This is a genomic window from Streptomyces sp. NPDC040410, from assembly GCF_055595715.1.
Window position 1 is genome coordinate 48,000 of record NZ_JBVIVK010000013.1, and the last position, 26,155, is coordinate 74,154.

Here is a 26,155-nt window from a genome sequence, read left to right on the forward strand (position 1 = left end):
GGAGATCCGGCCCGCCCGCCCCGACAAGCGGTCCCTGCTGGTCAGCCGCGCAGGGCCTGGACGGCGGCCTCCAGCCGCTTGCCGAAGTCGCCGTCCGCCCGGCGGAAGTTGTCGATCGCGCGCTCGGCGATGCCGTCGCGCGAGACCTTCGCGATGAAGCCCGCCAGGTTGTCGATCAGGCGGCCCTTCTCGTCCTCGGACATCAGGCGGTAGAGGTCGCCCGCCTGGACGAAGTCGTCGTCGTCGGCATGGATTGGAGCGGGGTGGTTGCCCGTGCCGCCGGTCACGGCCGTGGGGGACCACAGGGGACGGTCCGTCTGGAACGGGCCGCCGAAGCTGTTCGGCTCGTAGTTCTTCGCGCCCTTGTGGCGGCCGTCGTACAGGAAGCCGTCTCGGGAGTTGGTGCGCGCCTCGGTGGCGTGCGGGCGGTTCACCGGAAGGTGGTCGGCGTTGATGCCGACGCGGTAGCGGTGGGCGTCGCCGTACGCGAAGAGGCGGCCCTGGAGCATCTTGTCGGGCGACGGGCCGATGCCGGGCACGAAGTGCGCCGGGGAGAAGATCGACTGCTCGACCTCGGCGAAGATGTTCTCCGGGTTGCGGTTGAGCTCCAGCTTGCCGATCTCGATCGGCGGGTAGTCCTCGTGCGGCCACACCTTGGTGAGGTCGAACGGGTTGAAGCGGTACGTCGCCGCCGCGGCCGCCGGCATGATCTGCACCTGCACGGTCCAGGTCGGGAAGTCGCCGCGCTCGATGGCCTCGCGCAGGTCACGCTGGTGCGAGTCGGGGTCCTCGCCGGCGAGCCTGTTGGCCTCGGCCTGCGTCAGGTTCTTGATGCCCTGGTCGGTCTTGAAGTGGTACTTGACCCAGAAGACCTCGCCGGCCTCGTTGTTCCACTGGAAGGTGTGCGAGCCGTAGCCGTTCATGTGGCGGTACGAGGCCGGGATGCCGCGGTCGCCGAACAGCCAGGTCACCTGGTGGGTGGACTCGGGCGACAGGCCCCAGAAGTCCCAGACGTTGTCCGCCTCCTGCGAGCCGGTGTACGGGTCGCGCTTCTGGGTGTGGATGAAGTCCGGGAACTTGATGGCGTCCTTGATGAAGAACACCGGGGTGTTGTTGCCGACGAGGTCGTAGTTGCCCTCTTCGGTGTAGAACTTCAGCGCCCAGCCGCGGGGGTCACGGACCGCGTCCGCGGCACCAAGGTTGCCGGCCACGGTCGAGAAGCGCAGGAACGTCTCGGTCTGCTTGCCGACCTCGGAGAGGAACTTGGCCCGTGTGTACCGCGTGACGTCCGCGATGACCGTGAAGGTGCCGTAGGCGCCCGCACCGCGCGCGTGCACGACGCGCTCCGGGATGCGCTCGCGGTTGAAGTGGGCCAGCTTCTCCAGCAGGAGCTGGTCCTGGACGAGAACCGGGCCGCCGACGCCCGCGGTCTCGCTGTTCTGGTTGTCGGCCACCGGAGCACCGGCCTCCGTGGTGAGCGGCCCCTGTGTCACGTGTCCTCCTGCGTCATTCCTGGCCGTTCCTGTCGTTGGCCAACATCGAACTCGATCCTACAATGGACTTTGTCCAAGTCAAGGAGAGCTCCAAAGTCACACCTGTTCGGGAACTGGTTCCCTTCTGTTAAGCTGGCCGGTATGAGTGACCTGTTGGAACGGCTGCGCGGCCGCGGATGGCGGATGACCGCGCAGCGGCGTGTCGTGGCCGAGGTCCTCGACGGCGAGCACGTCCATCTGACGGCCGACGAGGTCCATGTGAGGGCTGTCGCGAAGCTGCCCGAGATCTCCCGGGCGACCGTCTACAACACATTGGGCGAGCTGGTCTCCCTCGGTGAGGTCCTTGAGGTCGCCACCGACAAGCGCGCCAAGCGGTACGACCCGAACGCGCACCGGCCGCACCACCACCTGGTCTGCGCCCAGTGCGGCGCGATCCGCGACGTCCACCCGAACGGCAATCCGCTGGCCGACCTCCCCGACTCGGAGCGCTTCGGCTTCACGGTGTCGGACGTCGAGGTGACGTACCGCGGCGTGTGCCCGAACTGCGCGGCCGCCTAAAACCGCCTTCCGTAGCCCCCGGCGCCCCCTTCGGGTGCCGGGGGCTTCGTGCTGCCTGCAGGCTTCCTGAAGAGGGGGGTGGGTCATCGGCAGCAAAATGAACCGAGGGCCGGAAACCTTTCGGCTTCCGGCCCTCGGCCTTCAGTAGCGGGGACAGGATTTGAACCTGCGACCTCTGGGTTATGAGCCCAGCGAGCTACCGAGCTGCTCCACCCCGCGTCGGTGAATGCAACGTTACGTCAAGAACGAGGACAGAAGCAAATCGCTTAACGGCGCAGGTCAGCTGGGTTCCAGCCCGCCCGGCGCCGAGGAGGGGCGGTCGGAGCCGAAGCGGGGCCCGGGGGCGGCGGCCCCCGGACCCCCCGGACGGCAGCGCCGGGCTCCGCTCACCCGGTTCCGGCGCGGCGCAGCGTCACGCCGACAGCTCCTGCCGCAAGGCGTCCCGCAGCCGAGCCGCCCGCTCGGAGACCTCCGGCGGCCCCAGCGTCACCGCCCGGTCCGCCCACCGCTGCCCCTCCGCCAGCTCCCCCCGACGCGCGTAGACGAGCGCGAGTCGCAGCGCCGCCCGTCCGTGACCCGCGTCGGCCGCGCGCGTCCACCAGACCGCGGCCTCCGGCTCACTGCCCTCCCGGGCCAGCAGCAGCCCCAGATTGAACGCCCCGTTCCGCGAACCGGCCTCGGCTGCCTCCCGGTACCACCGGGCCGCCTCGACGACGTCGCCCCGGGCCGCGGCGAGCATCCCCACTCGCACCTGCGCGCGCCGATGCCCCTGGGAAGCCGCCCGCTCGTACCACTCCTCGCACTCGGACTTCTCGTGCACGGACTCCCCGAGTTCGTGGGCGGGCGCCGGCGACCGCCGCGCGTCCAGCACGGTGGCCAGCCGGTACGCGGCCTCGGGGCTGCCCCCGCCCGCCGCACACCGCAGATGCCGCTCCGCCGCCGGCTCGTCGCCGTCCCGCAGCCGTGCGATGCCGACCTGCAGCGCCGCCTCCGTGTGTCCGGCGGCCGCGGCCCGCTCGTACCACCGCAGCGCCGCCGGCTCCTCGCCTCGCCCGGCGTGCAGGATCCCCAGGTTGAACGCGGCGTCCACGCTTCCCGCCTCCGCCGCCTTGGAGAACCACGGTTCGGCGCCGGTCGTGTCCCCGCCCTGCAGCAGCAGGATCGCCAGCGCGTTCGCCGCCTCCCGGTGCCCGGCGTACGCGGCGCGCCGGTACCACTGCTCGGCCTGCGGGGTGCGCCCCTGTTCGGCGCAGAGCAGCCCGAGGTTGTACGCGCCGTTGACGTCCCCGGCGTCCATCGCCGCCCGGTACCAGCGCTCCGCAGTCTGCGGCTCGCCCCGCTCGGCGTGCAGCGCGCCCAGCGCGTTGGCCGCGTTGCCGTCCCCGTCCTGGGCGGCACGCAGCCACCACACGGCGGCGCTCTCCGTGTCGCCGGCGTCCCGCAGCAGGAAGCCGAGCGCGCACGCGGCCCGTGCCTCCCCGTCCTTGGCGGACGTCAGGTACCAGCGCCCGGCCTCCTTGAGCTCCCCACGCTTCTCCAGGATCGCCCCGAGGTGCAGCGCGGCCCGCCGGTGCCCGCGCGCGGCGGCCTGCCGATACCACTGCTCGGCCTCGTCCACGAGGGACGAGTCTGCGCCGTCGTCGGCGTCCCGGCCCGCCTCCTGCGCGGCCTGCCGGTCCAGGGCCCGCGCCAGCCGGTATGCGGCCTCGCGGTGCCCCCGCTCGGCCGCGGCCCGCACCCACTGCTCGGCGCCGGCGTCGCCCCGGTGCTCCAGGAGATCGGCGAGTGCGTACGCGCCCAGTACGTGCCCCTGCTCGGCGGACTGCCGCAGCCAGTACTCGGCGGCCGGCTCGTCACCGCGCTCACGGTGATGACGGCCCAGCGCGTGCGCGGCGGCCGCCGACCCGGCGACGGCGGCGATGCGCCACCACCCGGCGGCCTCTTCCGCGTATCCCCGCTGATGAAGCAGAACCCCCAGGTTGTTGGCGGCGGCGCGGTCCCCCGAGGCGGTGGCGGCACGCAAGTGGGGCTCGGCTCCGTCGAGATCGCCGCGGCGCAGCAGCAGGGCGCCGAGGACGCTCATGGCCTCGGCGTCGCCGGCTTCGGCGGCAAGTCGCTGCCGCACTTCTTCGGCGGCCTGCTCGGCCACCTCCTCCGCAACCTCAACGGCCTCCCCGGCTTCGCCCGGTTCGGAAGGCTGCACAAATCGCCCTGTCTCGAACAGAGTTGCCTTGTCCCCCATAACGTCCATCGTCGCACCACCTGCAACCTGGGTACACCTGGTATACCGCAGCCATTGAGGTCACTTCAGCGTTTTGTCGACATGCCCACAGAGAGACAAGTCAAACACAGTTTTCCCAACTCCCCACGGCGGCACGGCCTCCCGCACCCCCGGCACATCAGTTCGCACACCACGAAGGCCCGGATCCTTGAGGATCCGGGCCTTCGCATTCAGTAGCGGGGACAGGATTTGAACCTGCGACCTCTGGGTTATGAGCCCAGCGAGCTACCGAGCTGCTCCACCCCGCGCCGTTGTGCTGCAACCGTATCACGGCGCGGGCGGGCGGTTGATCAGTGATCGGGTCAGCCGCTGGGACTGCTCGTCGGACTCGGGCTGCCGGTGCCGCTGTTCTTCTCCCCGCTGCCGGCGGTCTTGTCGGCCTCGGACTGCGCCTTCTCTGCCCGCCGCAGCGCCTCCTCAAGGTCCTTCTGCGCCTGTCCGTACGCCTGCCAGTCGCCCTTCTTCAGGGCTTCCTGGCCGGCGTCGAAGGCCTTCTGGGCGTCGTTCAACGCCTCCTGGACCGTGGGGTTGCCCGATGTCGGCGGTGGGTTCGTGGTGTCCTCGGCGGGGGGTGGCTGGGTAGTCGAACCGGTCGCCCCGAAGACCTTGTCGAGGGCCTGGTCGAGGGTGTCCTCGAAGGCGGTGGCGCCGCCGTAGGTCACCAACACCTTGCGCAGCAGCGGGTACTTGAGTCCACCACCGCGTACGTACACCGGCTCCACGTACAACAGTCCTCCGTCGAGCGGCACCGTCAGCAGGTTGCCGTACTCGACCTCGGAGTCGCCGCCTCTCAGCAGCCTGATGGACTCGGCGATGTCCTGTTCGGAGTTGAACTGGCTCTGGACCTGTTTGGGTCCGTCGACGGTCGTGCTGGTCGGCAGTTTCAGGATTCTGATCTTGCCGTAGTCACTGGTGCCCGCCTCGGCGTCGACCGACATGAACGCGCTCAGGTTGTCCCGGCCGTTGGGCGTGAAGGTCGTCGTCAGCGAGAACGCCTGCGCCGCCTGGTCGGGCATCTTCATGCTCAGGTAGTACGGCGGCACCGCGTTGCCCGACTTGTTGGTCGGGTCGTCCGGCACCTGCCACACCTCGCTGCCGCTGAGGAACGTCGTGGCGTCCTTGACGTGGTAGCGCGTGAGCAGCTCACGCTGGACCTTGAACAGGTCCTGCGGATACCGGAGATGGGCCATCAGCGAGGCCGAGATGTCGGTCCTGGGCTCCACCGTGCCCGGGAACGCCTTCATCCAGGTCTTCAGGACCGGGTCCTGGGTGTCCCACTGGTAGAGCTTGACCTCTCCGGTGTACGCGTCGACGGTCGCCTTCACCGAGTTGCGGATGTAGTTGACCTGGTTCTGCTGGGCCACCACCGCACGCGAGTTGTTGGTCGCGGTCAGCGAGTCGGCCGTCGTGGAGCCGAGGGTCGTACGGGAGGCGTACGGGTATCCGTTGGTGGTGGTGTAGGCGTCGACGATCCACTGGATCTTGCCGTCCACGACCGCCGGGTAGGCGTCGCCGTCGATGGTCAGCCATGGCGCGACCGCCTCGACGCGCTCCTTCGGGGTGCGGTTGTACAGGATCCGCGACCCCTTGCCGATCGCCCCCGAGTACAGGATCTGCGGCTCGCTGAACGCCACCGCGTACGCGGCCCGGTTGACCGGGTTGGCGAGGTTGACCCCGCTCTTGCCCGCGTAGCTGGTCGTCTTCTCGCCGTTGTCGTCGGAGTAGTCGATCTCCTTCTGGGGACCGCCGACGATCGAGTACGAGTTGGTCTTCTCGCCGTAGTAGATCCGCTGCTGGTACGTCCCGAGGTCGCCCTTGGACGGCAGGTCGGACTCGGTGAAGACCGGACGGCCCTCGGCGTCGGCCGTGGTGCCCTTGGCGGCTACCACTCCGTAGCCGTGGGTGTAGCGGAAGTGGTTGTTGATCCAGTTCTGCTTGTCGACGCCGGCGAGGTTCAGCTCGCGCAGACCGATGACCGTGTCCTGGTCCTGGCCGCCCCTGTTGTAGCGGTCGACGTCCAGGTTGGTCGGAAACGCGTAGTACTTCCGCATCTGCTGGAGCTGCTGGAAGGTCGGCGAGACGATGTTCGGGTCCATGATGCGGACGCTCGCCGTGGCGTCGACGTCGTCGCGCAGCTTGGTCTTGTCCCCGGTGCCGCTCTTGCCCGAGTACTCGGTGACCTTGGCGCCGTCGATTCCGTACGCCTCACGTGTCGCCTTGAGGTTCTTCGCGACGTACGGCGCCTCCTTGGCCTGCTCGTTCGGCTGGACCTGGAACTTCTGGACGATCGCCGGGTACAGGCCGCCGATCAGGATCGCCGAGAGCACCATGAGGCCGAAGCCGATCACCGGCAGCTGCCAGGTGCGCCGCCACAGGGTGGCGAAGAACAGCACGGCGCAGATGACGGCGATGCAGAACAGGATCGTCTTGGCCGGCAGGTAGGCGTTGGCGTCGACGTACCTGAGGCCGGTCCAGTTGTCCGTCGCCTTGAAGTCGCTGGACTTGACCGCGAGGCCGTACCGGTCGAGCCAGTACGCGACCGCCTTCAAGGTCACGAAGACGCCCAGCAGCACCGACAGGTGCCCGGTGGCCGCCGCCGTGGCCCGCGCGCCCGGGCTGGTGATCCGCAGCCCGCCGTAGAGGTAGTGGGTGAGCGCGGCGGCGATCAGGGAGAGGATCGCGGCGGCGAAGCCGAAGCCGAGCAGGAAGCGGTACCAGGGCAGGTCGAAGGCGTAGAACGAGACGTCGAGGTGGAACTGCGGGTCCTTCTGGTGGAAGGGCACGCCGTTGACCCACATCAGCCAGGTGCGCCACTGGCTCGACGCCGAGGCGCCGGCGATCAGGCCGACCAGAGCCGTGATCCCGAGCAGCAGCCATGTCTTGTACGGCGCGATGCCCATCCGGTAGCGGTCGAGGCTCTGCTGCTCCATCGACATGGCGCTCAGCGGCGGCCGCATGCGGTGCGCCAGCCAGATGTTGAAGCCGACCGCGAGGGCCATGAGCAGACCGAAGACGAAGAACAACCCGATCTTGGTCCACAGAGTGGTCGTGAACACGGACGAGTAGTTCACCGACCGGTACCAGAGCCAGTCCGTCCAGAAGCCCGCGAACATGGTGAACGCCATGCCGAGGACGGCAAGGACGCCCAGTGTCATGAGCAGGGTCCGGACACGCCGGGACGGGCGGCCCACTCTCATCCGCGGCCCCGTCGGGCCTCCGCCACGGTCCGGCATCTGGAAAGCCAAGGTGCGCACCTCGAAGTTCGCTGTCGATCCGTCAGACCCTCGTTTGCCTGGGCCGTCCGGGGGGCCTCGTGATCGTAGGCCCACACCTATGCAACTTACTCACGCTTTACTCGGTTCCCGATTCCGGCCAGGAACGAGGCAGGATTGTGACCATGTCCAACACTCCCATGGCGGCGAGCCCGCTCACCCGGGCCGTACTCGAGATCGACGAGTACGCCTCCGGCCTCGGCTGGGACCAGCCCGCCCGCCTCTTCGCCCTCGTAGACACCGCACGGCTGCGCGCCCAGGAACCCGCGCTCGCATCCCAGCTGGGCCTGGAGGAGGAGCCGCAGACCTCCGGTCTCACACCGATCGAGCAGGACGAGATCCCGGCCGGCAAGGCGCTGGACGAGTTCCTCGGCACGATCGCCTGGCCCGACGCCGTGGCCGGCTGCGCGCTCACGGTGGAGCGCCTGATGCTGCCGCCGTCCGCCGAGGCCACCGTCCCGGAGGGGCTGAACGAGACGAAGCTCGCCCGGTGGGTGGCCCAGCACCCGGACCGCCAGGAGGTCCGCATGACGGTCGCCGTACTGCGCGACGGCTCCCGCGACTCGGCCCTGCGCCTGCGCGAGAAGGACTCCGCGACGGAGGTCCTCACCGGCGGCGACCTGGTCCCGGGCCTGGCGGAGGCGCTGGCGGCGACGTTCGAGGACTAGGCCGAGCAGCCCTCCGGGCTACTTGACCGTGCACTTCGGAAGGTCGGCGGTGTTGCCGCCGCGGATGTCCCCGAGGGCGCTCAGCGCGTCGTCGATGGTGTTGACCTTGACGAGGGTGAGCCCCGCGGGGGTGTCCTTGGCCGCGGACGCGCAGTTGTCGGCCGGCGTCAGGAAGTACTGGGCGCCCTTGCTCCGCGCGCCGACGGTCTTCATCTGGATGCCGCCGATCGGACCGACCTTGCCGTCGTCGCCGATGGTTCCCGTGCCGGCCACGAACTTGCCGCCGGTCAGGCTGCCCGGCGTGAGCTTGTCGTAGATACCGAGCGCGAACATCAGCCCGGCGCTCGGCCCGCCGACGTCGGCGAGCTTGATGTCGACGGTGAACGGGAACGTGTGGTCGGTCCCGGCGGAGATCCCGACGATGGCGCGCCTGTCGCCTCTGTCGTCGGACTGGGCGGTCGTGATCGTGGTGTCCTCGGTCTTCGTCGCCGTCTTGTTCTCCTTCTCGGCGGCGGCATGTTCCTTGGCGGGCACGACCGTGAAGACGACGTCCTGGCCGGGCTTGTGCTTGGTCACCAGCTCGGCGACGTCGGCCGGCTCCTTCACCGCCGTACCGTCCACGGCCTTGATCACGTCGCCGGCGTGCAGCCTGCCCTCGGCCGGGGACCCCTTGACGACGGTCGAGACGATCACCCAGGACCGCACGGGGATGTCCAGCTCCTTCAGGGCGGCGACCTTGGCGCTCTCCTGGGACTGGCTGAACTCCTCGGCGTTCTCCTGGGTGGACTGCTCCTCCGTCTTGCCGTCCGGGTAGAGCGTGTCGTGCGGCACGACCTTGTTGTCGTGCGCAAGCCATCCGTAGACGGCCTCGACGAGGTTCATCCGGTAGTCGGCGCTGGTGACCCGGACGGTGGTCATGTTGAGGTGCCCGCTCGTCGGGTAGGTCTTGCGTCCGGAGATCTGCAGCACCGGCTCGCCGGCGTGGTCGCCGAGCGTGTTCACCGTCGGCCCCGGGGACATCTCCGAATACGGCACGGGGATGAACACTCCCGCGCACAGGAGCCCGATCAGCATCAGGGTGGAGGCGAGCATCGTCGCGGTGCGGCGTGGCATGCCTCGACAGTACGGGACGCCCCTGTCAGCGCACCGTCAGGGCTGCTCCGTCACGTGCCGGGTGTGCGGCTTCTCCATGGCCGCGCGGAAGCGGGCGTACCCGTCGAGCTCGGGTCCGTCGTTCCGCGCCCTGCGGGTCCGGTTGGCCCAACTGCCCCACAGACCGGCGCCGATCGCAGCCACAAGCGGAATCAGCAACCAGACGAGCGCCGCCATACCGACCTCCCAACCCCTATGAGCAACCGCAACTGACTGATCAGCAGATTAACCATCTGCACTGACAACGCTCACGGCAGGGGTGCGGTTACGCAACCGGAAAAATCGGGGGCGGCCGGGGGGGTCAGCAGGCGCCGACCCACTCCTCGGTCCCGTCGGAGAACTTCTGGTGCTTCCAGATGGGCACTTCGTGCTTGAGGTCGTCGATCAGCTTCCGGCAGGCCTCGAAGGCCTCCCCTCGGTGCGGGCACGACACGGCGACGACGACGGCGAGATCCCCCACTCTGAGGTCACCGATCCGGTGCACCGCGGCCAGCGCCCGCACCGGATACTCGGCGACGACCTTCTCGGCGATCCGCCGTATCTCGGCCTCGGCGCTGGGGTGACACGAATAGCCGAGCCCGTCGACGTCGGCTCCGCCGTCGTGGTTGCGCACGGTGCCGACGAAGAGAGCGGTCCCACCGGCGGCGGCGTCCCCGACGGCCCGGAAGACCTCGTCCAAGGAGAGAGCGGTCTCACGGATGGCGATGAGCTTGATCGGGTCCTGCCCGCCCTGCTCGCCGGGGTGGTCGTCGGTGAGTGCCATGCCTCCATCCTGCCGCACACCGCCGACAAGGTGGAACAGGCGTTTCGCCAGGCACGCGTGCGTGGAGCCTGGAGCCTCCTGCAGACCGTTCGCCCGGGCCGTGCGCCCTCAGATCCGCCGCCGAGCCTTCCGCGCCCGCCGTACGACGGCCGCCGCACCCAGCAGCGCGACGGTCGCCCCCGCGGCTCCCGCCGCGGTCGCGTCCTTCCGGCCGAGCCGCCGGCCAGCCACCGTGTGCCTCCCGGAAACCTCCTCCAGCAGCTCCGCGAGCACCTCCTCATTGGTCCACTGCGGCCGCCAGCCCGCGTCGTGGAGCCGGCTCCCGCTCACCACCCAGGGATACATCGTGTACGCCAGGTCGCCGGCCGGGGAGGGAGTGAGCCCGATCCGGTGCAGCCGGGCCGCCGCCCCCAGAGCGACAGCCGACGGCAGCTCCATCCGCCGGATCCCGCTGAGCTCCTCGACCTCCTCCTGTTCGAGCCACCCGTCGCATCCGACGGCTAGTTCCCCGTCGACCTTCTCCAGGACGGCGTACTCCAGCGCGCTGCACAGGTCCTCGACGTGGCAGAACTGCCAGGCGGGCCGCGACCCTGCGACCACCAGCAGCCGAGGCGACTCGAAGTACCTGGTCAGCGCGGTGTCGGTGCCGCCGACGAGCACCGCGGGGCGGACGACGGTGACATTGAGTCCCGGATGCGCCCGCGGGGCCCTGCGCGCGAGCCGCTCGATCTCCAGCAGATCCCCGACCCCGGTGGCCTCTGCCGTGGCCCTGAGCTCGGCGTCCTCCGACAGCGGCAGTTCGTTGTCCGGCAGCGCCCCGTAGACCATCGAAGACGTGCAGAGCACCACGCGGTGCACCCCGGCCGCCGCGGCGGCGGTCAGCACGGTCTGTGTCCCGCGTACGTTGTACGCCGTTCGGGCGGCCGCGTCGGTCTCCAGATCCAGATCGAGCGCCAGGTGCACCACCGCGTCCGCCCCGCGCAGTTTCTCGGCGATGGCGGGGTCCCTCACGTCCAAAATGTGCCACTGTGCCGCCGTGCACTCACCGCGCCGCTCGTCGATGGCGATGACCTGCTTGACCGCGTCCGACGCGGCCAGCCGCTCGGTGAGCAGCGCGCCCACGCCGGACGCGGCGCCGGTGACCGCGACGACGGGCCCGCGCGTCGCAGTGGACTCGCCGGCGCGAAGCGCCGTCGTTGAGGGGTGGCGGTCGGGCGACGGGTGGGCTGACTCGTTTCGCGCTGCGCGAACCTGCGGATCTGGGGAACTCACCGGGCGTCTCCAGTGGTTGTCTTCAGTACGAGCGCGAGTGACGCGTAAGTACCAGGTGGCATCCATCCTGCCGCAGGCCGAGAGTCGGCGAAGCACCGAGGCCCGAACCGCTTGTGGTGTCTACTCTGGGTGGTGTTGTCGGGCAGTCGTGCCGTCGGAAAGAACCGGCGGCCTTACCAGCCGAGGATTCCCGTGAGTGACACCCCATTCGGATTCGGCCTTCCGCCGGAGGAGCCGGACGACGGCGACGAGGGCAAGAAGAAGGACCAGCAGAGCGGTGGTGGTCAGGACCCGGCCAACCCGTTCGGTTTCGGACTGCCCGGCGCAGGGGGCTTCGGTGGCCCCGGCGCCGACAATCCGCTCGCTGCCATGTTCGGTTCGCTGAACCCCACCGACCTGGGCGCCGCCTTCCAGCAGCTGGGCCAGATGCTCTCCTACGAGGGCGGCCCGGTGAATTGGGACATGGCCAAGCAGATCGCCCGCCAGACGGTCTCCCAGGGCACCTCGGACGGCACGAAGGACGCGAGCGTCGGCCCCGCCGAGCGCTCGGCCGTCCAGGAGGCCGTCCACCTGGCCGACCTGTGGCTGGACGACGTGACGTCCCTGCCGGCCGGCGCGGCCACCGCGGTGGCGTGGAGCCGTGCGGAGTGGGTCGAGGCGACCCTTCCCGCCTGGAAGGAGCTCGTCGACCCGGTCGCCGAGCGCGTCGGCACCGCCATGGGCGACGTCCTGCCGGAGGAGATGCAGGCCATGGCCGGCCCGCTGATCGGCATGATGCGCTCGATGGGCGGCGCCATGTTCGGCACCCAGATCGGGCAGGCCGTCGGCGTGCTCGCGGGCGAGGTCGTCGGCTCCACCGACATCGGCCTGCCGCTCGGCCCGGCCGGGAAGGCCGCGCTGCTGCCGGTGAACATCGAGTCGTTCGGCAAGGACCTCGGCGTGCCGAAGGAGGAGGTGCGGCTGTACCTCGCCCTGCGTGAGGCCGCCCACCAGCGCCTGTTCGCCCATGTGCCGTGGCTGCGCTCCCACCTGTTCGGCGCAGTCGACGGGTACGCGCGCGGGATCAAGGTCGACACGGCCAAGCTGGAGGACGTTGTCGGCCAGTTCGACCCGCAGAACCCGGAGCAGCTGCAGGACGCCCTCCAGCAGGGCATGTTCCAGCCGGAGGACACGCCGGAACAGAAGGCCGCCCTAGCCCGTCTGGAGACGGCTCTGGCGCTCGTCGAGGGCTGGGTGGACGCGGTGGTCCACGCGGCCGCGAAGCCGCGCCTGTCGTCCGCCGACGCGCTGCGCGAGACCCTGCGCCGCCGCCGCGCCTCGGGCGGGCCGGCCGAGCAGACGTTCGCCACGCTGATCGGTCTGGAGCTGCGCCCGCGCCGCCTGCGGGACGCCTCCCGCCTGTGGGCGTCTCTCACGGACGCGCGCGGTGTCGACGGCCGCGACGGCCTGTGGGCCCACCCGGACATGCTGCCGACGGCCTCCGACCTGGACGACCCGGACGGCTTCGTGCACCGCGAGCAGCTGGACTTCTCCGAGCTGGACAAGATGCTCGGCGAGGCGGCGGACAAGCCCGACCTCCGAAAGAAGGACGAGGACGAGGGCGAGGCCAAGGGCGACGACGCCGAGTGAGCCTGTACGACGACGCGGTCCTCGTGCTCAAGGGCTACGAGGACCAGGAAGAGCTGCGCCAGGCCTACCTGGACCATCTGGCGGGACACCCTGACGGCATGTGGAAGGCCTGCACGGACGGCCACATCACGGCGAGCGCCCTGGTGATCGACCCCGAGGGGGGCCGGGTGCTGCTGACCCTCCACAAGAAGCTGCGGATGTGGCTGCAGATGGGTGGCCACTGCGAGCAGGCGGACGCCTCCCTGGAGGCTGCGGTGCTGCGCGAGGCCACGGAGGAGTCCGGCATCGCGGGGCTCACGCTGCTTCCGGGCGGCCCGGTGCGCCTGGACCGGCATCCGATCCCGCCACCGTGCAACTGGCACTTCGACGTCCAGTACGCCGTCGTGGCGCCGCTCGGCGCGGTCCAGGAGATCAGCGACGAGTCGCTCGACCTGCGCTGGTTCCCGTACGCCGAGGTGGCGGAGGTGGCCGACGAGTCCGTCGTACGGCTGCTGGAGTCGACGCGCGCGAGGCTGACGTCCTGAGGCATGTGTAAGGGGCGACCGCGCAAGCGGCCGCCCCTTACGTCTGCTTTCCGGACGGTCAGCTCCAGACGTTGCCCTGGTTCTGCGCCCGGGCCCCCTGCTGGCCCATGCCGAACTGGGCGGCCACGCCCTGTCCGATCACGGCGTTCTGCGGCGGCAGCAGCTCGCTGGGCTGGACGAGCGCGTAGCCGCTGCCCATGAAGCTGAGCTCCCAGCCCTCACCGGTGTTACCGCGCCGCCGCCACACCCCGGAGGAGTGCGTCTGGGCCTGCATCTGCACGCGCAGCCCGGTGGACCAGGCGACGATCGCGTCGGCGTCGCAGTTGACGTACTTGTCCGGTGTCACCTGCATCATCAGCGGCGCGCCGGAGGTCATGAGCGCCACCCGGCCGCGTCCGGTGATGTTGAGCTGGTACTTCCCGGAGCCGGAGATGCCGTACATGCTGTCGACGGCGATGACCTCGTGGTGCAGTGAGGAGTCCATCGCCAGCACGTAGCTGCTGTCGACCGTCAGTCCGTCCTGCTCCACGTCCACCAGGTGGATGTGCTGGGCGAGGTTGGCCAGGTAGACCGTGCCCTGCCCGTGGCAGCGCATCAGGTCCAGGCCCTCACCGGTGTGGGCACGCGCGCGGCCCTGCTGGTTGCTCTGGTACTCGGCGTCGAACTCGACGAGGCCCTGGTAGGCGACCATGGTGCCCTTGCGGGCGAGGATGTCGTCGTGGCCCTCCAGGGCGACACGCAGCATCTGCTTGTTCTGCAGGCTCCAGCGTTCCTGGGTCTGCTGATCGTTGTAGGCGAAAAGCGGGCTCTGCATGGTGGTGATCTCCTCAGCCCCGGATCCGGAGACGGTCGGTGCTGTCCTCGCTGGGCTGGACGACGACGATGCCCTGGCCGGAGAAGGCCATCTGGTAGGCCTCGCCGCTGCCCCGGCCGATCAGTGACTGCGCCTTGAAGCTGCGCTTGCCCTTCACCTTGAGGTTCGGGGACCAGGCGACGAGCGCGTCCGGGTCGACGTACGTCTCGTCCTCGCCGCCGCCGCAGTCGACGACGATCGGCTTGCCCCGGGAGGTCAGCGCGACCCAGCCCTGCCCGGAGATCTTGGTGTTCCACAGGCCCTGCCCGGCGAACTTGGCAAGCCCCTTGACGCGCTCGACGCCCCAGGTCAGGTGTGCGTCGAAGGCGAGCAGGTTGGTGGCGTTGACGGAGATCCCGTCGCCGTTGAGGTTGATCACGACGACGTTCGCGCCGTAGTCGGCGAGGTAGAGCAGACCGTCCCCTGAGCACTTCATCAGCGGCGCGCCCTCACCGGTGGCCCAGTCACGTGCGATCTGGCGGACGGCCGGCGGGTTGGGCTCGTACTGGACGAACCCTTCGTAGGCGACCATCGACCCCACGCGCGCGAGGAGGTCGTTTCCGGTCTGCATGGCGACCTTCAGCATGTGGTTGCCGTGGTTTTCCATGCGGGCAGTGACGGGTGCGGGGGCGTAGCCCGCGAGCGGCTGGTTCATGACGGGCTCTCCCTCAGATCTCGTACGGCTGGACGACGATGAAGTTGCCGGGCGCGCCGCGGAACTGGAGGTTGACGCTCTCCCCGGTGTCGCCGGCGTACGCGTTGCGGCGCATGCGCACCTGGCTGGAGACGACCACCTGGGAGGCGGCCGACCAGGCGATCACCGCATTGCAGTCGGCGAACGTCGTGGGCGTGACCGGCAGCACCACGGGCACACCGTGCGTCTTCACGACGATCGTGCCGGTGCCCTGGAACTGCATCGTGAACAGCGCGCCGCCGGGGATGCCGTGCCCTTCGATGCGGCGGACCTCGTATTGGAGGCTCTCGTCGAAGGCGAGGACGTTCTCCGCGGAGACGCAGATGCCGTCGCCCTGGAGCTCGATGGGGTGCAGCATCGTGGAGTTCTCGGCGAGGAACACCTGGCCCTGGCCGGTACAGCGCATCAGCTGCATCTCCTGGCCGGTCGCGTTGCCGACGACCCGGCCGGCGAAACCGGCGCCCTTGTAGCTGAAGTCGACCTTGCCCTGGTAGAGCACCATGCTGCCCTGGCGGGCGAGCACGGGCTGGCCGCCGAGGCCGAGGTCGACGCGGACCATCTTCCGGTTCTGCTGCGTCCAGCGCTGTCCGGTGGGCGTCTCCTTGAACTGCTGGAGCGCGGACGCCACACCGGCGCCCTGCGGGGCACCCTGGGGCACGCCCTGTGGTGCTCCGTAAGGCGCCTGCTGGCCGGGGACCTGCCCGAAGGGGGGCTGCTGGCCGTACCCCGGGGGCGGGGTCGGCTGCCCGTATCCGGGGGGCGGGGTAGGGGCCTGCGGGGCCTGTGGTTGGGCGTAGCCAGGGGGCGGCGGGGCGGTCTGGCCGGGGGGCTGGCCGTACGGGGCCTGCTGGCCCGGCTGGCCGTAGGGTGCGGGCGCCGGAGCCGGGGGCGGCACAGGAGCACCATGGGGCGGTGTCATGGGCGCGACGATGGTGGGCGCGGCGTGCACCGGGGGCGCGGGCGCCGGCGGCGGAGTGGCTCCCGGAGGGGGCGCGAAGCCCTGTGCGGCGGGCTGCGGCGCGGGGGCCGGAACAGGCGCCGGGGCAGCGGGAGCGCCGAACGCTGGCGCCGCGGAGCCCTGGGGGGGCGGGGCGAAGCCGGGAGCGGCGCCGGCCTGGGGCTGCTGCTGCGGGGCGGGCGCCTCCTCCTCGAGGACCTCGCCGCCGAAGTTCTTGAGCAGCGCGTCGAGGCCGCCGTCGAAGCCCTGGCCGACCGCGGCGAACCGCCACACGTCCTTCAGGTAGAAGTCGCCCAGCATCACGGCCCGCTCGGTGGAGAACTCCGAGCCGTTGAAGGAGTACCGTGCCACCTCCTCGCCGCCGGCGACGATCCGGACGTATCCGGGGGCGATCTGCGACATCTGCCCGGCGCCGTCGATGGTCGCTGTGAACGACAGCTTCTGGATCTGCGGCGGGATCCGGTCCAGCGTGATGCGGAAGGACTCCGTGTCACCCGCCTGGGTGCCCAGGAGCTGGATGGACTCCTCGGGAGACTTCGGCTGGTTGAAGAAGACGAAGTACCGGTCGTCCGAGAGCCGCTCGTCGGCGTCGAGGCCGAAGCAGCTGATGTCGAAGCTCAGCCCCGGGCCGCTGATCTGCACGCCTACGTACAGATCCGTGCCCGCGGTGAGGTCACTGATCCTGGCCTTGTGGCCGCGTTGGAATTCCCTGGCCATGCGTAACGACCGTCCCCCATCCCGAATGTGAGTGCGTCGCGTCAGGCTAACCTCAATTTCGGACACCGGAGGATGTCGGTACAGAGCCGGTACACAATCCGCGTCCGAGAGCGCCGCTCGGGGCCGTCACTCGCCCCGGGTGCCCGGCAGATGGGGCAGCCGGTCGGCCGCGACCACTCCTTCGAGGTAGCCGCGGGCCCGCTCCGTCCGCGGATAGGCATCCAGAAGCCGCCAGAAACGAGGCCCGTGTCCGGGCACGAGCAGGTGTGCGAGTTCGTGAAGGAGGACGTAGTCGACGACGTATTCGGGCATGCCCTGCAGCCGGTGCGACAGGCGGATGCTGCCCTCGGAGGGTGTGCACGAACCCCAGCGCGTGTTCTGGTTGGTGACCCAGCGCACCGAGGCGGGGCGGGCCCGGCCGTCGAAATACTGCGCCGAAAGCCGCTCGGCGCGCTCCGCCAGCTCCGCGTCCCCGAGGACCCGCTTGCTCTCCTGGGCGGCCAGTTTGTCGAGCATGACGCTCACCCAGCGCTGCTCCTCCGCCTCGGACATCCGGGCAGGGATGAGCACGACGGTGCGATCGCCCTCGCGGTACGCGGAGACCGTCCGGCGTCGACGGGCGCTTCTGCGGACCTCGATCGCGCTCGCCCCCGAGCCGCTCGGCGGCTGGCTCGTCGTGCTGCGCTGTGGTGTTCCGGCGCTTTGCAGTGGATCGGCGGGCACGCCCCGACGTTACCCGCTGCACAGGCGGGAAGTCCCGACTCCGGGACGGTTCGGTTCCGATCCCCCATCATGCGTCTGATTCGTACGACGAATCCTGGCACGTTGTGGACAACTTTCGGCGTCCGGCGGCACGGGCGGGCATGCTGGCTGTGGCCGGCGGAGCTGCGACCGATCTCCACCGGCAGACGGGGATGTTCTACGAGGGCTACGGGGGCCTGTCATGCATGCGATGGTTCCGATGGTGAAGCCCGCGCTCAGGCGCGGCTGGCGCGATCTCAATACGGTGCAGTTCGGGATGACCCCGGCACACGCGATGACGCTCGGTCCGATGGACACGGCGACCGGCAGTTTCCTCGACCTGCTCAACGGCACCCGCGGGCCGGAGCTTCTGCGGGAGGAGGGCAGGCGGATGGACCTGCCCGACGGCCAAGTCGACGGGCTCGTCGAGCGACTGGCGCGCGCCGGCCTCCTCGACGACGCGCGGGGCGGCGGCCCGGCCGCCGACGCCCTGCGTGTGAGGAAGGAGGTCCTCGACCGGCTGCGCCCCGATCTGGCCTCGCTGTCCCTGACGACGTCGGAACCGGGCGACGCGCTCAGACTCCTGGCCGCTCGCCGCTCACTGCGTGTACAGGTGAGAGGCGCCGGCCGGGTGGGCGCGGTACTGGCCGCGCTGCTGTCGGGCGCGGGGGTGGGCGAGGTAGAGGTACGCGACTGCGGCCGCGTCGAGCCCTGGGACGTCGCTCCGGGCGGGCTGCCCGCCGAGTCCGTCGGCGACCGCAGGGACGAAGCCGCCCGGCGGGCCGTGCGCCGGGCGGCACCGGACCGTCCGCCACGCCGCGACTCCCGGGCACCGGCCGAGGACGACGACCCGGGCCTGTCCCTGGTGATCCTCGCTGCGCGGGACGACGTCGCAGTGCACGCGCCCGCCCCCGCCGCCGCGGACTCCCTCGTCGCTTCCGGCACACCCCATCTCTACGCCGGCGTCGTGGAGGCGACCGGTGTCGTGGGTCCACTCGTCCTGCCCGGTGAGACGGGCTGCGCGGGCTGTCTGCACGAGGGCCGCACCGACCGGGATCCCGTCTGGCCCCGTCTGGTCGCACAGTGGCGCTCCGGCAAGGCCCGGCAGGTGGGGCCGCCCTGCGACCTGGCGTTGGCGACGACGGTCGCGGGACTCGCGGCCGCCCACGCGCTCGCCTTCCTGGACGGCCGCGTCCCGTCGAGTGCGGGCGCGCGCTGGGAGGTCTCCCTGCCGTCTCTTCACTGGACTGCGCGGCCGGTCCGGGCCCATCCTTCGTGCCCGTGTGGAGCAGCGGAGGAAGCTAAGGGGGAACACTCCTCCGAGGACGGGGGGTCGCACGAGACAATGGCGGTGAAACGGCCGTCGACGAGGTTACGTCCTCATACAGACGCGGCACGGTTGGCTGGGACTTGGAGGGCGCATGTCTGATCTTCCCCGGAAGGCGGTCACCCGGACCGCCAAGCTCGCCGCACTCCCGCTCGGATTCGCCGGGCGGGCCACCTGGGGTCTCGGCAAGAGAATCGTGGGCGAGTCCGCGGAGATCGTCGGTCGCGAGCTCCAACAGCGCACGGCGGAGCAGTTGTTCAAGGTGCTCGGCGAGCTCAAGGGCGGCGCGATGAAGTTCGGCCAGGCAATGTCCGTCTTCGAGTCCGCGCTTCCCGAGGAGGTCGCCGGCCCCTACCGGGCGGCGCTGACGAAGCTGCAGGAGGCCGCGCCGCCGATGCCGACGCGTACGGTGCACACGGTGCTGCGGGAGCGGCTCGGAGCGGACTGGCAGGACCTGTTCCTCGAGTTCGAGGACAAGCCGTCCGCGGCCGCGTCGATCGGACAGGTGCACCGAGCGGTGTGGCACGACGGCCGCGAGGTGGCGGTCAAGGTGCAGTATCCGGGAGCCGGTGAGGCCCTTCTGTCCGACCTGAACCAATTGAGTCGTTTCGCCCGCCTGTTGGGGCCCCTCATCCCCGGCATGGACATCAAGCCCCTGATCGCGGAGCTGCGCGACCGGGTCTCGGAGGAGCTGGACTACGGCTTGGAGGCACAGGCCCAACGGACCCATGCCGAGGAGTTCGCGGACGACCCGGACGTCGTCGTCCCCGATGTGGTCCACCAGTGCGACCAGATCCTGGTCACGGAGTGGATCGACGGCACCCCGCTGTCGGAGGTGATCACCGACGGATCCCAGGAGCAGCGCGACCGCGCCGGCCAGCTCCTGGCCCGCTTCCTCTTCTCCGGCCCGGCACGCACCGGTCTGCTGCACGCCGATCCGCACCCCGGCAACTTCCGTCTCCTGCCCGGCGACCCTGACGGCGACTGGCGCCTGGGAGTCCTGGACTTCGGCACGGTCGACCGCCTCCCGGGCGGCCTGCCGACACCCATCGGCACGTCCCTGCGCATGACCCTCGACGGCGAAGCGGACGCCGTCTACGAACTGCTGTGCACGGAGGGCTTCGTCAAGGACTCGATCGAGCTGAACCCCGACGCCGTGCTCGACTACCTCCTGCCGATCATCGAACCGGCCGAGGCCGACGAGTTCACCTTCACCCGCGGCTGGATGCGCGGCCAGGCGGCCCGCATCGCCGACCCCCGTTCGCCCGCGCACCAGCTGGGCAAGCAGCTCAACCTGCCGCCGGCCTACCTGCTCATACACAGGGTGACGTTGAGCACAATCGGCGTGCTGTGCCAGCTGGGCTCGACGGTGCGTCTGCGCGAGGAACTGGAGGAGTGGCTGCCGGGGTTCGTCCTGGAGGCGGAGGAGGCGGCGGAAGCGTGAGCCGGGCGCCGCGCTACCACCAGGCCGAGTCCAGCCGCCCCTCGATCGCCCTGAGGTTCTCCCGGGAGCAGGTGTCGCAGAAGTAGTGGCGGACACCGTTCTCCACGGAGCAGGACCAGGTGGGCTGCGGTGCCTCGGCCCGGGTGCCGCAGCGGGAGCACACGAGGGGCCGGGGCCGCGCAGCGGAGCCGCCGTTGTCACTGCCTCCGGAAAGACTCGTCACCCCGTGACGATAACCCCGGGGCCTGCGGATCGGCGGGCACAACGCCCGTGGGGGCCGGTCCGTTCACACGGACCGGCCCCCACGGGGTGAGCTCCTGCCTCCCCGGCCGGGAGGCCACCGATTTCGGTGTGGTCGATTACTGCATGACCGCCATGGCGAGCGCGCGGCGGGCACGCAGCGAGGCGCGCTCCGCCCTGCGCTGCATCCGGCGGGCAGTAACCAGGCGCATGGCCCGGCGTTCCTGCTCGGCCTCATGCAGTCGGTCGTGCATATGCGCACGAGCCAGGGCTTCTGGGATGAGTTGCATCTCTCGGGTCCTGTTCTGACGCGAGTCGATCGCGCCGCTGGCGGTGACGTCTTCGAGTGCGGAGCCTGCGGGCTCCTGGGTGGACGGCTTCATCGGGGCCTGCTTCTTGGGGTCGTTCGTGAGGGGGCTGTCGATCGTTCCTGCGATGTTCATGCCGTGACCGGGTTCTTGCGCGGGCGGCCACGCGGCCGCTTCCGGGCGACGACGACACCCTGGACGAACAGCTCGCCACCCCAGACGCCCCAGGGCTCACGCCGCTCCTTGGCACCGGCGAGGCAGGCCTCCATCAGCGGGCAGGTGCGGCAGAGGGACTTGGCGTACTCGACGTCGGCCGGCGACTCGGCGAAGAAGACCTCCGGGTCGTAGGAACGGCAGGGGACGGGTACACCGAGGTTCTCGATGGCGTCGTCGAGCGCGGTGAGCGCCGTGAGCGGGGTCAAGGTGGAGTCCTCCGTGAGGCCGGGCGGGGGGATCGTTTCGGAAGGCGGTACGGACGGGGCGTGCGCTTCGAGTTGCACGGTTCGTCTTCCTCGTCTGGTCGTTCCGGCCCTGTTGGGCCGGGGGGCGGCTGGTACCGGGTTTTTCTCTTGTCCCGAGGCGCCTTCGCTCCGTCGTCCCCGCTCGGGGAAAACAGAAGGGCCGCGGATCCCGGATGGGGTTCCGCGGCCCTGAAGGCGCCGGCCTGATCGGCGATCAGGCTGGATCACTCCAGGGTTCTGGCCCACGGAAGGCCCACATCAGGTGGTGGTGCTGCGTCGTCTGCTTCCGGGCTCCGGCACCGGCCGCCGTAAAGGCATAGGTCCGCGCCTGTGCCGCTACTGCTTCCAGTGCCTTGGTCGGTCGCTCACTGCGCTCACGGACGGGAAGACCCGCCAGAGACACGGCGGACGCCGGACGCACGGCAGGAATGCCGGACAGACCGGTGCCCAGGTTCGAAACGCCGAGCATGCACGCGGAGACGACCGAGCGATCGGTCATTTTGGCGGTGCTGACGGAGCTGCTGTTGATGCTGATCACTTCAATCGCCTCCTCTCGGCGTCTCGGGGGACCGGGCGAGCCAGTCCGACGGATATGCAAGTACAGCACGGAATCGAGGCCTTCGAGAAGGCCTCCGTTCCCGTGCCTAAGAACCTATGGGGATCGCTGGGGCATGCGCAAACTATTTTTTCGACGAGTTCGCATCAGTCCCCGTTTTCCTCTTCCCCGAGGTCCTGACCGGCACAGATGGCCAGGACATCCGCCCCGTACCGGTTGAGCTTGCGCACACCGACCCCGGGGATGCGCGCCAACTCCCCCTCGTCGTCGGGGGCTGCCTCGGCGATCGCCATCAGCGTCTTGTCGGTGAAGACGCAGAAGGCGGGCTGTCCGCTGTGCCGCGCCTGGACCGCGCGCCACTCGCGCAGCCGCTCGTACAGGCCCTCGTCCATGTCCGAGGGGCAGTCCTCACAGCGCATCAGCTTCATGTCACCGGCGTCGGTGAGCGTGCGCCCGCACACCCGACAGCGGGCCGGCGTGCGCTGAGTCCGGCGCGGGGTGCCGCCCGGCCGGCTGGTGAAGCCGCGCTCGACACCTCCGGAACCGCCCGCCACAGAGCGGCCGACCGCAGCGGTCGAGCCGGGGCGCAGTCCGTCGAGAAAGCGGCTGGGGCGGCGGCTCGCACGCCCCCCGGGTGAGCGCGACAGGGCCCAGGAGACATGGAGACGCTCTCGGGCACGGGTCACCCCGACATACAGGAGGCGGCGCTCCTCCTCGATCTGCTCGTCGGTCTTTGCGTAGGTGATCGGCATCATGCCCTCGGCGACACCGACCAGGAAGACGGCGTCCCATTCCAGGCCCTTCGCCGAGTGCAGGGAGGCGAGGGTGACGCCCTGGACGGTCGGGGCGTGCTGGGCGTTGGCTCGTTCGTCGAGCTCCGCGACGAGGTCGCTCAGGGTGGCGCCGGGTTTCGCGGTGGCGAAGTCCTGCGCGAGGTTCACCAGCGCGGCCAGCGACTCCCAGCGCTCTCTGACGGCTCCGGAACCGGCCGGGGGTTGGGTGGTCCAGCCCTCCCCCGACAGCACGGCGCGCACCTGGGAGGGCAGGTCGACGGCGTCGTCGAGCAGGGAGTCGTTACCGCCGAACCGGGCCGCGCCGCGCAGGGCGATGCCCGCCTTGCGCACCTCGGGACGGTCGAAGAACCGCTCGGCGCCGCGCAGCTGATAGGGCACCCCTGCGTCGGCCAGGGCCTGCTCATAGGTCTCGGACTGCGAGTTCGTGCGGAACAGGATGGCGATCTCGCTCGCCGGGACGCCGGCGTCGAGGAGCTCGCGGATGCGGTGGGCGGCGCCCTCGGCCTCGGCGGGTTCGTCGGCGTACTCGGTGTAGACGGGCTCGGGGCCAGAGGCACGCTGGGAGACCAGTTCGAGGCGGTGGTCGGCGGCGCGGCCGCGGGCCTGGGCGAGCAGGCCGTTGGCGAGGTGGACGACCTGAGGGGTGGAACGGTAGTCGCGGACGAGCTTGACCACGGTGGCACCGGGATGGCGGGTACGGAAGTCGAGCAGGTGGTCGGGAGTTGCTCCCGTGAACGAGTAGATGGTCTGGCTGGCGTCGCCGACCACGCACAGGTTGTCCCGTTCGCCGAGCCACAGCTCCAGCAGGCGCTGCTGGAGGGGGCTGACGTCCTGGTACTCGTCGACCACGAAGTGCTGGTACTGGGAGCGGACCTGTTCGGCGACATCGTGCCGGTCCTGGAGGACGGCCACGGTCAGCAGCAGGACGTCCTCGAAGTCGATGACGGCGCGGTCCCGCTTGATGTCCTCGTAGGCGGAGTAGAGCTGGGAGATCTCGGCCGGGTCACGGGGGACCTCGCGGCCGGCCTTGGCGGCCGCGAGCGGGTAGTCGGCGGGGACGGTCTGAGTGACCTTGGACCATTCGATCTCGCCGGTGACGTCCCGCAGCTCGCCCCGGTCGAGGCGGATGCGGCAGGCGGCGGCCGCGTCCGCGACGAGCTGGATCTTGCGGTCGGCGAGGCGTGGCATGGAGCCGCCGACAGCTTTCGGCCAGAAGTACTGGAGCTGGCGCAGGGCGGCCGAGTGGAACGTGCGGGCCTGGACACCGGCGGCGCCCAGCTGACGCAGGCGGCCCCGCATCTCTCCGGCGGCACGGTTGGTGAAGGTGACGGCCAGCACACTGGAGGGCTGGAGGATGCCTGCCCGCACCCCGTACGCGATGCGGTGGGTGATCGCCCGGGTCTTGCCCGTGCCGGCGCCCGCCAGTACGCACACCGGACCGCGCAGGGCGGTGGCCACCTCGCGCTGCTCGGGGTCGAGCCCTTCGAGCACCGCGTCGGCCGAGTCCGGTACCTGCGGGAAGAGCGTGGAGTGCGTTGCTGCTGTCACACGGCCATGCTGCCAGGTCGTCGGAGACGGTTGAGCCGGTTGTCCACAGGCAGCCACTCGCAGTCGTACTGATGCGGCAGGCGTCACGTCGTGCAGTTGCCCCGTACGGGAATGGTGGACCTTTCAAGTACGTTCCTCCCCTGCGACCGCAATCCCCGAGCCGCCGAAGGAGCACGAGAGACATGCCGGGCACTGTGACGATGTACAGCACCACGTGGTGCGGCTACTGCCGCCGGCTGAAGAGCCAGCTGGACCGCGAGGGCATCACGTACAACGAGATCAACATCGAGCAGGACCCGGATTCCGCGGCGTTCGTGGAGAAGGCGAATGGCGGAAACCAGACGGTTCCGACAGTCCACGTAGTTCCCTCCGGCGGTGGCGCTGAGGTCGTGATGACGAACCCCAGCCTTGCCCAGGTGAAGCAGGCGCTCGGCGCCTGACTCCCGCTGCGCACAACCCCCGACCGGCCTGCCGCTGGTCGGGGGTTTTGTCTGCCCTGGGGCTCCATCGACAGAAGAAGGCCCGTCGCCTACACCCGTCGGGGCGCTGAGTGGGGCGGCTTTCCCGTTCTGGACAGCCGACGATCTTGACCTTGCCGCCCGAGCCAGCAGCGTCGACCGCGACATGGGCTGTCGACGTGAGGGGGAAGCCGTGGGCGCACAGCTGTGGAAGCTTTGGCACACCTCGCTCTCCCCGAGGGGGAGAAGGCCGTTTGAGGCCGAATGCCTGCGCCGCGACTGGACGGCGACGCGTTTCGCGTGGCCACAAGGGCTTCCGGCGCCCCTGCGCCGGCCCCTGTCGGCCCCTCGCGGTCGGCAGGGGCCGGTGATGCCTCACACGGCGCTGCGCGTCGGAAGCGGCTTGCCGTACCAGAGCTCGATCAGGCGGGCCGCGATCGAGATGCCGTACGGCGGCAGGACCTCGCCGGACTCGAAGGCGGCGCCCAGTTCGTCGCGGGAGAACCAGCGGGCCTCGTGGATCTCGTCGCCGTCGACGTCGATCTCGGTCGAGGTGGCGCGGGCCAGGAAGCCCAGCATGAGGCTGGAAGGGAAGGGCCAGGGCTGACTGGCGATGTACTCGACCCGGCCGACGGTGATGCCGGCCTCCTCGAAGACCTCGCGGCGCACGGACTGCTCGATGGACTCGCCGGGCTCGACGAAACCGGCGAGCGTCGAGAAACGTCCTTCGGGCCAGTGGACCTGGCGGCCGAGGAGGATGCGGTCGTCCTCGTCGGTGACGGCCATGATCACGGCGGGATCGGTGCGGGGGTAGTGCTCGCCGCCGCAGGCGGGGCAGCGGCGGATGTGGCCGGCCGCGGCGATGACCGTGCGCTCGCCGCAGCGGGAGCAGAAGCGGTGCGTGCGCTGCCAGTTCTCCAGGCCCACCGCGTGCACCATCAGGCCCGCGTCGCGCGGCGACAGCAGCAGACCGGCCTCGCGCAGGCCCGCCGGGCGCGCGGACTGGTCGATGCGGCCGGGCAAGGCGTCCTTCTGGAGGGCGAAGTAGCTGACGCCGTCCTCGTCGGTGCCCAGGAAGTAGCGGTGTGCCTCGGTGAGGGGGGCTTCGAAGGAGGGGGTCATGACGAGTTCGGTGCGTCCGTCGGGCGTCTCGTCGATGAGGACCTGGCCGCCGGAGACCACGAAGCAGCGGGTCGTGGGGTGGCTCCATGCCGCCGCGAGCCAGGCCTCGTCGAGCCGGTGGTGGGCGGCCCGGTCGATGCCGCTCGGGGCGGTGAGCGAGATGGGCCGGTCTGCGGTGTGGTCGGTCCAGGTGGTCACGGGTGCTTCCAACTCCCCCGGTGGAACGGTTGTTTCGGGCGGCGGTTCAGCGAGACGTACGGCAGGAGGGGACCGGGTCCGGTGGGCTCGGGTGCGAAGGCGGCCCTTCCAGTGTGCCCCGCGG

The 26,155-nt window shown here is 70.3% G+C and carries 24 protein-coding genes and 2 tRNA genes; 7 read left to right on the forward strand and 19 right to left on the reverse strand.

The features are described 5' to 3' along the window. Nucleotides 1-41: 41 nt before the first annotated feature. On the reverse strand, nt 42-1,493 hold the full coding sequence (locus ACZ562_RS24800; RefSeq protein ID WP_471183011.1) for a catalase: 1,452 nt from the start codon (nt 1,491-1,493) through the stop codon (nt 42-44). Nucleotides 1,494-1,634: 141 nt separating this feature from the next. Between ACZ562_RS24800 and ACZ562_RS24805 the strand changes: the two genes are divergently transcribed. After that, a complete protein-coding gene (locus tag ACZ562_RS24805) occupies nt 1,635-2,051 on the forward strand; it encodes a Fur family transcriptional regulator (protein ID WP_471183013.1) in 417 nt (138 codons plus the stop codon). A gap of 145 nt (nt 2,052-2,196) precedes the next feature. Here ACZ562_RS24805 and ACZ562_RS24810 read toward each other — a convergent pair. The 4 genes from ACZ562_RS24810 to ACZ562_RS24825 form a co-directional block, all read right to left on the reverse strand. Next, a tRNA-Met gene (locus ACZ562_RS24810) sits at nt 2,197-2,270 on the reverse strand. 193 nt (nt 2,271-2,463) lie between these two features. Further along, complete coding sequence (locus ACZ562_RS24815) at nt 2,464-4,302, reverse strand: tetratricopeptide repeat protein (RefSeq protein ID WP_471183016.1); 1,839 nt, start codon at nt 4,300-4,302, stop codon at nt 2,464-2,466. A 204-nt stretch (nt 4,303-4,506) separates the two neighbouring features. Further along, nucleotides 4,507-4,580 (reverse strand) — tRNA-Met (locus ACZ562_RS24820). Between the two features lie 54 nt (nt 4,581-4,634). Beyond that, nucleotides 4,635-7,565 (reverse strand): UPF0182 family membrane protein, encoded by a 2,931-nt coding sequence (locus ACZ562_RS24825; RefSeq protein ID WP_471183376.1) that lies wholly within the window; start codon nt 7,563-7,565, stop codon nt 4,635-4,637. Between the two features lie 164 nt (nt 7,566-7,729). Here ACZ562_RS24825 and ACZ562_RS24830 point away from each other — a divergent pair, with 164 nt between their 5' ends. Then, nucleotides 7,730-8,272 carry a PPA1309 family protein gene (locus tag ACZ562_RS24830; protein ID WP_471183018.1) on the forward strand — a complete coding sequence of 181 codons (543 nt, stop codon included), beginning with the start codon at nt 7,730-7,732 and terminating at the stop codon, nt 8,270-8,272. Between the two features lie 18 nt (nt 8,273-8,290). On the opposite strand, the gene ACZ562_RS24835 is transcribed toward ACZ562_RS24830, so the two are convergent. The 4 genes from ACZ562_RS24835 to ACZ562_RS24850 form a co-directional block, all read right to left on the reverse strand. Then, complete coding sequence (locus ACZ562_RS24835) at nt 8,291-9,385, reverse strand: YlbL family protein (RefSeq protein WP_471183021.1); 1,095 nt, start codon at nt 9,383-9,385, stop codon at nt 8,291-8,293. Between the two features lie 36 nt (nt 9,386-9,421). Further along, complete coding sequence (locus ACZ562_RS24840; protein ID WP_471183024.1) at nt 9,422-9,601, reverse strand: hypothetical protein; 180 nt, start codon at nt 9,599-9,601, stop codon at nt 9,422-9,424. Between the two features lie 124 nt (nt 9,602-9,725). Further along, entirely contained in the window at nt 9,726-10,187 is a 462-nt protein-coding gene (locus ACZ562_RS24845) for a molybdenum cofactor biosynthesis protein MoaE (protein WP_471183027.1), read from the reverse strand. Between the two features lie 108 nt (nt 10,188-10,295). Beyond that, on the reverse strand, nt 10,296-11,459 hold the full coding sequence (locus ACZ562_RS24850) for an SDR family oxidoreductase (protein ID WP_471183029.1): 1,164 nt from the start codon (nt 11,457-11,459) through the stop codon (nt 10,296-10,298). A 192-nt stretch (nt 11,460-11,651) separates the two neighbouring features. Here ACZ562_RS24850 and ACZ562_RS24855 point away from each other — a divergent pair, with 192 nt between their 5' ends. Beyond that, nucleotides 11,652-13,088, forward strand: a complete 1,437-nt coding sequence (locus ACZ562_RS24855) for a zinc-dependent metalloprotease (RefSeq protein WP_471183032.1) — start codon at nt 11,652-11,654, stop codon at nt 13,086-13,088. After that, nucleotides 13,085-13,612, forward strand: coding sequence for an NUDIX hydrolase (locus ACZ562_RS24860; protein WP_471183034.1), 528 nt, complete (start codon nt 13,085-13,087; stop codon nt 13,610-13,612). The genes ACZ562_RS24855 and ACZ562_RS24860 overlap by 4 nt, the downstream gene beginning before the upstream one ends. Before the next feature lie 58 nt (nt 13,613-13,670). Here ACZ562_RS24860 and ACZ562_RS24865 read toward each other — a convergent pair whose 3' ends face one another. From ACZ562_RS24865 to ACZ562_RS24880, 4 genes are all read right to left on the reverse strand, one after another. Continuing rightward, nucleotides 13,671-14,426 (reverse strand): AIM24 family protein, encoded by a 756-nt coding sequence (locus ACZ562_RS24865; RefSeq protein ID WP_471183036.1) that lies wholly within the window; start codon nt 14,424-14,426, stop codon nt 13,671-13,673. Between the two features lie 13 nt (nt 14,427-14,439). Then, nucleotides 14,440-15,120, reverse strand: a complete 681-nt coding sequence (locus tag ACZ562_RS24870; RefSeq protein ID WP_471183039.1) for an AIM24 family protein — start codon at nt 15,118-15,120, stop codon at nt 14,440-14,442. 13 nt (nt 15,121-15,133) lie between these two features. Further along, nucleotides 15,134-16,834, reverse strand: coding sequence for a TerD family protein (locus ACZ562_RS24875; RefSeq protein WP_471183042.1), 1,701 nt, complete (start codon nt 16,832-16,834; stop codon nt 15,134-15,136). A gap of 126 nt (nt 16,835-16,960) precedes the next feature. Further along, nucleotides 16,961-17,557, reverse strand: a complete 597-nt coding sequence (locus ACZ562_RS24880; protein ID WP_471183044.1) for a M48 metallopeptidase family protein — start codon at nt 17,555-17,557, stop codon at nt 16,961-16,963. Between the two features lie 229 nt (nt 17,558-17,786). Here ACZ562_RS24880 and ACZ562_RS24885 point away from each other — a divergent pair, with 229 nt between their 5' ends. Next, on the forward strand, nt 17,787-19,004 hold the full coding sequence (locus ACZ562_RS24885; RefSeq protein ID WP_471183046.1) for a TOMM precursor leader peptide-binding protein: 1,218 nt from the start codon (nt 17,787-17,789) through the stop codon (nt 19,002-19,004). Then, nucleotides 18,997-20,346 (forward strand): ABC1 kinase family protein, encoded by a 1,350-nt coding sequence (locus ACZ562_RS24890; protein WP_471183048.1) that lies wholly within the window; start codon nt 18,997-18,999, stop codon nt 20,344-20,346. The genes ACZ562_RS24885 and ACZ562_RS24890 overlap by 8 nt, the downstream gene beginning before the upstream one ends. Before the next feature lie 13 nt (nt 20,347-20,359). Here ACZ562_RS24890 and ACZ562_RS24895 read toward each other — a convergent pair whose 3' ends face one another. The 5 genes from ACZ562_RS24895 to ACZ562_RS24915 form a co-directional block, all read right to left on the reverse strand. After that, on the reverse strand, nt 20,360-20,569 hold the full coding sequence (locus ACZ562_RS24895; protein ID WP_471183050.1) for a hypothetical protein: 210 nt from the start codon (nt 20,567-20,569) through the stop codon (nt 20,360-20,362). 136 nt (nt 20,570-20,705) lie between these two features. Next, the gene (locus ACZ562_RS24900) at nt 20,706-21,029 is read right to left on the reverse strand and encodes a hypothetical protein (RefSeq protein WP_471183053.1); all 324 of its coding nucleotides are present in this window, start codon (nt 21,027-21,029) and stop codon (nt 20,706-20,708) included. Then, entirely contained in the window at nt 21,026-21,394 is a 369-nt protein-coding gene (locus ACZ562_RS24905) for a WhiB family transcriptional regulator (protein WP_005480495.1), read from the reverse strand. The genes ACZ562_RS24900 and ACZ562_RS24905 overlap by 4 nt, the downstream gene beginning before the upstream one ends. Before the next feature lie 175 nt (nt 21,395-21,569). Further along, complete coding sequence (locus ACZ562_RS24910; protein ID WP_471183057.1) at nt 21,570-21,893, reverse strand: hypothetical protein; 324 nt, start codon at nt 21,891-21,893, stop codon at nt 21,570-21,572. Nucleotides 21,894-22,057: 164 nt separating this feature from the next. Beyond that, nucleotides 22,058-24,253, reverse strand: a complete 2,196-nt coding sequence (locus tag ACZ562_RS24915; protein ID WP_471183059.1) for an ATP-dependent DNA helicase UvrD2 — start codon at nt 24,251-24,253, stop codon at nt 22,058-22,060. 182 nt (nt 24,254-24,435) lie between these two features. Here ACZ562_RS24915 and ACZ562_RS24920 point away from each other — a divergent pair, with 182 nt between their 5' ends. Next, nucleotides 24,436-24,693 (forward strand): mycoredoxin, encoded by a 258-nt coding sequence (locus ACZ562_RS24920; RefSeq protein WP_471183061.1) that lies wholly within the window; start codon nt 24,436-24,438, stop codon nt 24,691-24,693. Between the two features lie 393 nt (nt 24,694-25,086). On the opposite strand, the gene nudC is transcribed toward ACZ562_RS24920, so the two are convergent. Further along, nucleotides 25,087-26,031 carry an NAD(+) diphosphatase gene (nudC, locus tag ACZ562_RS24925; RefSeq protein ID WP_471183064.1) on the reverse strand — a complete coding sequence of 315 codons (945 nt, stop codon included), beginning with the start codon at nt 26,029-26,031 and terminating at the stop codon, nt 25,087-25,089. Nucleotides 26,032-26,155: the final 124 nt, after the last annotated feature.

What these genes read in the sequence shown, in the direction of transcription:
- ACZ562_RS24840 (WP_471183024.1), bottom strand. Translation starts at nt 9,601, where the DNA reads ATGGCGGCGCTCGTCTGGTTGCTGATTCCGCTTGTGGCTGCGATCGGC.
- ACZ562_RS24835 (WP_471183021.1), bottom strand. Translation starts at nt 9,385, where the DNA reads ATGCCACGCCGCACCGCGACGATGCTCGCCTCCACCCTGATGCTGATC.
- ACZ562_RS24865 (WP_471183036.1), bottom strand. Translation starts at nt 14,426, where the DNA reads ATGCAGAGCCCGCTTTTCGCCTACAACGATCAGCAGACCCAGGAACGC.
- ACZ562_RS24885 (WP_471183046.1), top strand. Translation starts at nt 17,787, where the DNA reads ATGGTTCCGATGGTGAAGCCCGCGCTCAGGCGCGGCTGGCGCGATCTC.
- ACZ562_RS24890 (WP_471183048.1), top strand. Translation starts at nt 18,997, where the DNA reads ATGTCTGATCTTCCCCGGAAGGCGGTCACCCGGACCGCCAAGCTCGCC.
- ACZ562_RS24870 (WP_471183039.1), bottom strand. Translation starts at nt 15,120, where the DNA reads ATGAACCAGCCGCTCGCGGGCTACGCCCCCGCACCCGTCACTGCCCGC.
- ACZ562_RS24845 (WP_471183027.1), bottom strand. Translation starts at nt 10,187, where the DNA reads ATGGCACTCACCGACGACCACCCCGGCGAGCAGGGCGGGCAGGACCCG.
- ACZ562_RS24875 (WP_471183042.1), bottom strand. Translation starts at nt 16,834, where the DNA reads ATGGCCAGGGAATTCCAACGCGGCCACAAGGCCAGGATCAGTGACCTC.
- ACZ562_RS24805 (WP_471183013.1), top strand. Translation starts at nt 1,635, where the DNA reads ATGAGTGACCTGTTGGAACGGCTGCGCGGCCGCGGATGGCGGATGACC.
- ACZ562_RS24825 (WP_471183376.1), bottom strand. Translation starts at nt 7,565, where the DNA reads ATGCCGGACCGTGGCGGAGGCCCGACGGGGCCGCGGATGAGAGTGGGC.
- ACZ562_RS24815 (WP_471183016.1), bottom strand. Translation starts at nt 4,302, where the DNA reads ATGGACGTTATGGGGGACAAGGCAACTCTGTTCGAGACAGGGCGATTT.
- ACZ562_RS24920 (WP_471183061.1), top strand. Translation starts at nt 24,436, where the DNA reads ATGCCGGGCACTGTGACGATGTACAGCACCACGTGGTGCGGCTACTGC.
- ACZ562_RS24830 (WP_471183018.1), top strand. Translation starts at nt 7,730, where the DNA reads ATGTCCAACACTCCCATGGCGGCGAGCCCGCTCACCCGGGCCGTACTC.
- ACZ562_RS24900 (WP_471183053.1), bottom strand. Translation starts at nt 21,029, where the DNA reads ATGAACATCGCAGGAACGATCGACAGCCCCCTCACGAACGACCCCAAG.